This window comes from uncultured Flavonifractor sp. (assembly GCF_944387675.1).
Taxonomy (GTDB): Bacteria; Bacillota; Clostridia; order Oscillospirales; family Oscillospiraceae; genus Flavonifractor.
In genome coordinates this window covers 1-5399 of sequence record NZ_CALXFV010000127.1, presented here as the reverse complement: position 1 = coordinate 5399, position 5399 = coordinate 1, and the positions used below count along the sequence as shown (strand labels likewise).

Genomic DNA, 5399 nt, shown 5'->3' with positions numbered 1-5399 from the left:
CGAAATAGGCCGGCGGACCGCTCATCGCCAATCCCGCCACCACCTCCCGTACACAGGCCAGAAAATGCGCCGTGAGCGGCGACGGCGCCTTCCCGCTCCGGACTGCCAGCCCAATCTCCCGGTACCGGGGACGCTCCAGAGGGATGGCGGAAACGCGGCGTCCGCAGTTTTGCAGCACCAGCTCCGGCATGATGCTCACGCCCAGCCCCTGTTCTATCATGGAAAGTATGGCGAAGTCATCGTTTACATGGTATTGCAGATTGGGCCGAATCCCCTCCTCTTGAAAAATGCGGCTGATCTCCACATCCCGCTCCTCCAGAAGGCGGATATAGGGGTCCCGGCTGAAGCATTCCATGGGATAACTGGGGGCGTGTGCCAGGGGATGGTCCGGCGGCAGCACCGCCAGCAGCCTGTCCCGGCGCAGGGCCACAGTATCCAGCCCCTCCCCCGCCGGAAGCCGCAGAAAACCACAGTCCACCTGCCCCCGGCGCACCAGGTCCTCCACCTCCGCAAACTCCCATCTGCTGACCAGCTCGAAATGAATGCCGGGATAGCGGTCCAGAAAAACCTTCATAATGACCGGCAGCCAGTGGATGGACACGCTGGTAAAGGTCCCCACCCGCAGGGTGCCGCTGGTCATGCCGTGCAGCTCCGCCACCTGCTCCTCCAGCGCCTTGGCCGCGTTGCAAACCGCCTGGAGATAGGGCAGCAGTACTTCCCCGTTGGAACTGAGGGCCACACCGCCCCGGCCGCGGCTCAGCAGTTCCATCCCCCACTCCCGCTCCAACTCCCCAATGGCCCGGCTCACCGCAGACTGGGTATATCCCATGGCCTCCGCCGCCCGGGTAATCCCCCCCAGCTCCACCGTCTTCAGCAGCAGCTGGTACTTGTTCAGGTTCATATTATCATTCCTTTTTCGCATGTAAAACATGAAAAAGATTCGTTTGTCTCATGCCTATTCCTATTGTATACTATAGCCAGAAGGAAGGCAAGAGCAGCCGACAGAAAGGAGCGATCGTCATGATGAAAAAGGAGATTACAAGGGAGACCAGCAGCCGGGCTGTAGGATATGAGCTGCTGCGCAAAGGCATTCCCTCTGGCCTGATCCGGGAGTATTGGCCGGGAAGCCCCTGGCGGGCGCTTTGGGACTACGTTCGGGGCGTGCAGTAAAGCGCAACCTGCCTCACAGGTTGGGGAGAAGCATAAAGGAGCAGGGGTACCGCCGTTGGACGGTACCCCTGCTCCGATTTTGTCACAGCTCTTTGCGGTAGCAGATCTCGTGGCGCTTGGGTCCAGTGGACACAATGGTGATGGGAGCTTCAATCTCCCGCTCGATAAAGTCCACATAGTCCCGGGCCGCCTGGGGCAGGGCCTGGTAGTCGGTGATGCCCCGGATGTCGCACTTCCAGCCGGGCAGGGTGCGGTACACCGGCCTGGCCCGCTCCAGCAGGGCGGGGACGGGAAACTCACGGGTCACCTGGCCGTCAATCTCATAGCCGGTACACACCTTGATCTCGTCCAGGTAGCCCAGGCAGTCAATGGCGGTGAGGGCGACCTGGGTGGTTCCCTGCACCATGCAGCCGTAGCGGGTGGCCACCGCGTCAAACCAGCCCACCCGGCGGGGCCGGCCGGTGGTGGCGCCGTATTCTCCGGCGTCGCCGCCCCGCTTCCGCAGCTCCTCCGCCTCGCCGCCAAACAGCTCACTGACGAAAGCGCCGGCACCCACGGCGGAGGAGTAGGCCTTGGTGACCGTCACAATATCGCTGATGGCCGTGGGCGGCACGCCGCCGCCCACCGTACCGAAACCGGCCAGCGTGTGGGAGGAGGTGGTCATGGGGCAGATTCCCAGGTTGGGGTCCTTCATAGAACCCAGCTGCCCCTCCAGCAGCACCCGCTTGCCGGCGCGCAAGGCCCGGTGGACAAAGCTCACTCCATCTCCCACGTAGGGCTCCAGAATCCGGCGGTAACCCATCAGCTCTTCCAGCAGGGCATCCGGGTCCAGAGGCGGCCTGTGGTAGAGGTGCTCCAGCAGGACGTTTTTCAGTTCGCAGATGTGGGCCAGCTGATCCTTCAAGCGCGACTCATGCCACAGGTCGGCCACCTGAATGCCGATTTTGGCGTATTTATCCGAGTAAAACGGGGCAATGCCGGACCTGGTGGAGCCGAAAGCCGCACCGGCCAGCCGCTCCTCCTCGCAGGTGTCCAGCAGCACGTGATAGCTCATCAGCAGCTGCGCCCGCTGGTCCACAATGATGTGGGGCGCGGGGACTCCGCCCGCCTGCAGATGCTCCAGCTCCGCGGCGAATTTATTGGCGTCCAGCGCCACGCCGTTGCCGATGACGTTGGTGATGTGGGGATAAAACACACCGGAGGGGAGCTGATGCAGGGCAAACTTCCCATAGTCGCAGATAATGGTGTGTCCGGCGTTGGCTCCGCCCTGAAAGCGGATGACCACATCGGACTGCTCGGCCAACAGATCGGTGATCTTGCCCTTGCCCTCATCGCCCCAGTTGGCGCCGACAATTGCCTTTACCATAGTTTTTCCTCCTGCCGCGGGGATTCGCACATTGGCCTTTTCCCGCCGGCAAACCGCTGGGCGGGTATCCAAAGCCTGCCCAACGTGGGATATTATATTCCTATTTTTTTCTTTGAACAAGGCGGCGACCGCAAAAAATTACAGGAAATTTACCCGGCTTCCCCTCTTGCCCATGTTGGGGGAGCGCAGGGGCGGTCCACCCGGCAGCTGCCACCTGTCCTCCCTGCTGAGAATGCCCCGGCGGCCCTGCACCGTCTCCGCCGCCGTCCAACGGACCAGAAGCACCCCCTCCTCCTCGGACAGCTCCGCCGTCAGGGCGGCGCTCCAGGGTTCAAAAGGCCGGGAACGGCTTCTGGCCGCCCCGGCTGCGGCGCAGGCCCGCCGGTACAGAACCCCCTCCCAGCGGCGCAGCCAGGCGCTCTCCAGCCTGCGGTAGTAGGCCGCCACCCGCCGGGGCGTCAGCGGCGGCAGCTTGATCCTGGGAGGGAAAAAAGTGAGCACCGGCTCCCCCTCCCAGCATAGGATACGCGGTTCCGGCCCGGCCGGGCGGAGTTCCCCTGTCTGCTTCATCAGAATTCCTCCTGATCTGGAATAATCTTCTATCCAGTTTATGCATTTTTCTAGAAGCGGTGAAAAAATGGTTTACTTCCATACTTCACTTTGGTAAAATATGAGGTGATCACAACTGCAATTTTAGATAGGAGGTCAAACGGCCTATGACGAAAAACGAGAAGCGCGCCCACGGCGATCTGCTCTATCGCGCCATCCTCACGCTGAAGGATCTGGACGAGTGCAAGAAGTTCTTTTCCGACCTGTGTACCGTGGCGGAGCTGCGGGCCATGGAGCAGCGGTTTGAGGTGGCCATGCTCCTATCCGAGGGGATGATTTACAACGATATTCTGGAGCGTACCGGCGCCTCCAGCGCCACCATCAGCCGGGTCAACCGCTCCCTGCAATATGGGGCCGACGGCTATCAGGCGGTTCTGCCCCGGATCAAGGAGATGCAGGGCGGCAATGGCGTATGAGTACCTGGCACAGTGCTATGACCAGTTTACGGAGGATGTAGACTACGAGCGGTGGGCAGACTATGTGGAGCGGCATTTCGCCCGCAGCAGTCTGCCCATTCGCACGGTGCTGGATCTGGCCTGCGGCACCGGGAGCCTGACCCGGCTGCTGGCCCAGCGGGGCTATGAGATGATTGGCGCCGACCTCTCCCAGGAGATGCTGGCCCAGGCTGCGGACAAGTGCCGGGGCGTGGGCGCTCCGGAACCCATCTTCCTCCACCAGGCCATGGAGGAGCTGGATCTCTACGGCACCATAGACGCCTGCGTGTGCTGTCTGGACAGCGTCAATTATGTCACCCGGTCCGGGAAACTGGCCCGGGCCTTTCAGCGTGTACACACCTTTTTGATGCCGGGCGGCCTGTTCCTGTTTGACATCAACACCCCGGACAAGCTGCGGGGACTGGACGGGCAGATCTTCCTGGATGAAACGGAGGACGCCTACTGCGTCTGGCGGGCGGAGTACTCCCCCCGGCGCCGGGTGTGTACCTACGGCATGGACATTTTCCAGCGGACGGAGGAGGACCTGTGGCGGCGCTGGGAGGAGGTCCACGAGGAATTCGCCTACGAGCCGGAGGAGTTGGAGGCACTGCTCCGCCAGGCCGGTTTCCGGCAGATCAAGCAATATGGCGAGCTGCGCATGCGCCCGCCCCGAACCGGGGAAGGCCGCATCTTTTTCGCCGCACGAAAGGATACCTGAGAAAATGGCAGATAAAATCATTCGCGCATTGGCAAGAAACGCGCCGGTAAAGGCGTCGGTGATCTCCGCCCGGGACATGGTGGAGCGGGCCAGGCAGATCCACAAGACCCTGCCGGTGGCCACCGCCGCCCTGGGCCGGAGCCTGATGGCCGCCTCCATGATGGGCAACCAGCTGAAGGTGGAGGACGGCTCGGTGACGCTGCGCATCAAGGGGGGCGGCCCCCTGGGCTCCATCACAGTGGTGGCGGACAGCCTGGGCAACGCCAGAGGCTATGTGGGTAACCCCCTGGTGGACCTGCCCCTGAAGGGACCGGCCAAGCTGGACGTGGGCTCTGCCGTGGGGCGGGACGGCTCTCTGACGGTAATTAAGGATCTGGGCATGAAGGAGCCCTATGTGGGTACCATCCCCCTGGTCTCCGGGGAGATCGCGGAGGACGTCACCTCCTATTTCGCGGAGAGCGAACAGATCCCCACCGCCTGCGCCCTGGGGGTGCTGGTGGATGTGGATCAGAGCGTGCGGTGCGCCGGCGGCTATCTGATCCAGCTGCTTCCCGGCGCCGATGATAAGGTGATCTCCGCTGTGGAGGCGGGCATTCAGCGGGTGGGACCGGTAACCGAGGCCATGGACAAGGGCGCGGACCCCCGCACTCTGCTGGAGCAGGTGCTATCGGAGTTTGAGCTGGAGCTTTTGTCGGAGGAGCCGGTGGCATACCGCTGCTACTGCTCCCGGGAGCGGGTAAGCCGGGCGCTGATCAGCATGGGCCGGCAGGAGCTGGAGTCGCTGATTCAGGAGCAGGGCAAGGCGGAGCTGACGTGTCAGTTCTGCGACCAGATTTATGCCTACTCCCGGCAGGATCTGGAGCAGCTGCTGGCCTCCCTGGACACACCGTAAAGAACGCCGCGGGACCGTCTCCCACGGGAGGCGGTCCCTAGAAAATAGTTGAAAAATTTTTGACGAAACCGTTGACAATTCCATCTGCTTCTAGTATAATAACTTTCGCTGCTTGACTGAAAGCAGACTTGATTGCGGGAGCATAGCTCAGCTGGGAGAGCGCATGCCTTACAAGCATGATGTCACAGGTTCGAGCCCTGTTGTTCCCAC

7 protein-coding genes and 1 tRNA gene are annotated in these 5399 nt (G+C 62.2%); 5 read left to right on the top strand and 3 right to left on the bottom strand.

The genetic code is table 11. The features are described from left to right. The coding region (locus Q0J74_RS10245; protein WP_297214291.1) for a LysR family transcriptional regulator at positions 1 to 901 on the bottom strand (901 nt) is incomplete at its 3' end. A gap of 119 nt (positions 902 to 1020) precedes the next feature. On the opposite strand from Q0J74_RS10245, the gene Q0J74_RS10240 reads away from it, so the two are divergent. Next, a complete protein-coding gene (locus Q0J74_RS10240; RefSeq protein ID WP_297214287.1) occupies positions 1021 to 1170 on the top strand; it encodes a hypothetical protein in 150 nt (49 codons plus the stop codon). An 82-nt stretch (positions 1171 to 1252) separates the two neighbouring features. On the opposite strand, the gene Q0J74_RS10235 is transcribed toward Q0J74_RS10240, so the two are convergent. Both Q0J74_RS10235 and Q0J74_RS10230 read right to left on the bottom strand, forming a co-directional pair. Continuing rightward, entirely contained in the window at positions 1253 to 2536 is a 1284-nt protein-coding gene (locus Q0J74_RS10235; RefSeq protein ID WP_297214284.1) for an adenylosuccinate synthase, read from the bottom strand. A gap of 138 nt (positions 2537 to 2674) precedes the next feature. Next, a complete protein-coding gene (locus Q0J74_RS10230) occupies positions 2675 to 3106 on the bottom strand; it encodes a hypothetical protein (RefSeq protein ID WP_297214281.1) in 432 nt (143 codons plus the stop codon). A gap of 146 nt (positions 3107 to 3252) precedes the next feature. On the opposite strand from Q0J74_RS10230, the gene Q0J74_RS10225 reads away from it, so the two are divergent. The 4 genes from Q0J74_RS10225 (at position 3253) to Q0J74_RS10210 (ending at position 5398) form a co-directional block, all read left to right on the top strand. Continuing rightward, a complete protein-coding gene (locus Q0J74_RS10225; RefSeq protein ID WP_297214278.1) occupies positions 3253 to 3561 on the top strand; it encodes a YerC/YecD family TrpR-related protein in 309 nt (102 codons plus the stop codon). After that, the gene (locus Q0J74_RS10220; RefSeq protein ID WP_297214275.1) at positions 3551 to 4297 is read left to right on the top strand and encodes a class I SAM-dependent DNA methyltransferase; all 747 of its coding nucleotides are present in this window, start codon (positions 3551 to 3553) and stop codon (positions 4295 to 4297) included. The genes Q0J74_RS10225 and Q0J74_RS10220 overlap by 11 nt, the downstream gene beginning before the upstream one ends. 4 nt (positions 4298 to 4301) lie before the next feature. Next, on the top strand, positions 4302 to 5189 hold the full coding sequence (gene hslO / locus Q0J74_RS10215; protein ID WP_297214272.1) for an Hsp33 family molecular chaperone HslO: 888 nt from the start codon (positions 4302 to 4304) through the stop codon (positions 5187 to 5189). Between the two features lie 136 nt (positions 5190 to 5325). Then, positions 5326 to 5398 (top strand) — tRNA-Val (locus Q0J74_RS10210). The last annotated feature ends 1 nt before the right edge of the window (position 5399 follow it).

Coding starts and splice junctions, on each gene's coding strand:
- Q0J74_RS10240 (WP_297214287.1), top strand. CDS start 1,021: ATGATGAAAAAGGAGATTACAAGGGAGACCAGCAGCCGGGCTGTAGGA.
- Q0J74_RS10235 (WP_297214284.1), bottom strand. CDS start 2,536: ATGGTAAAGGCAATTGTCGGCGCCAACTGGGGCGATGAGGGCAAGGGC.
- Q0J74_RS10230 (WP_297214281.1), bottom strand. CDS start 3,106: ATGAAGCAGACAGGGGAACTCCGCCCGGCCGGGCCGGAACCGCGTATC.
- Q0J74_RS10225 (WP_297214278.1), top strand. CDS start 3,253: ATGACGAAAAACGAGAAGCGCGCCCACGGCGATCTGCTCTATCGCGCC.
- Q0J74_RS10220 (WP_297214275.1), top strand. CDS start 3,551: ATGGCGTATGAGTACCTGGCACAGTGCTATGACCAGTTTACGGAGGAT.
- hslO (WP_297214272.1), top strand. CDS start 4,302: ATGGCAGATAAAATCATTCGCGCATTGGCAAGAAACGCGCCGGTAAAG.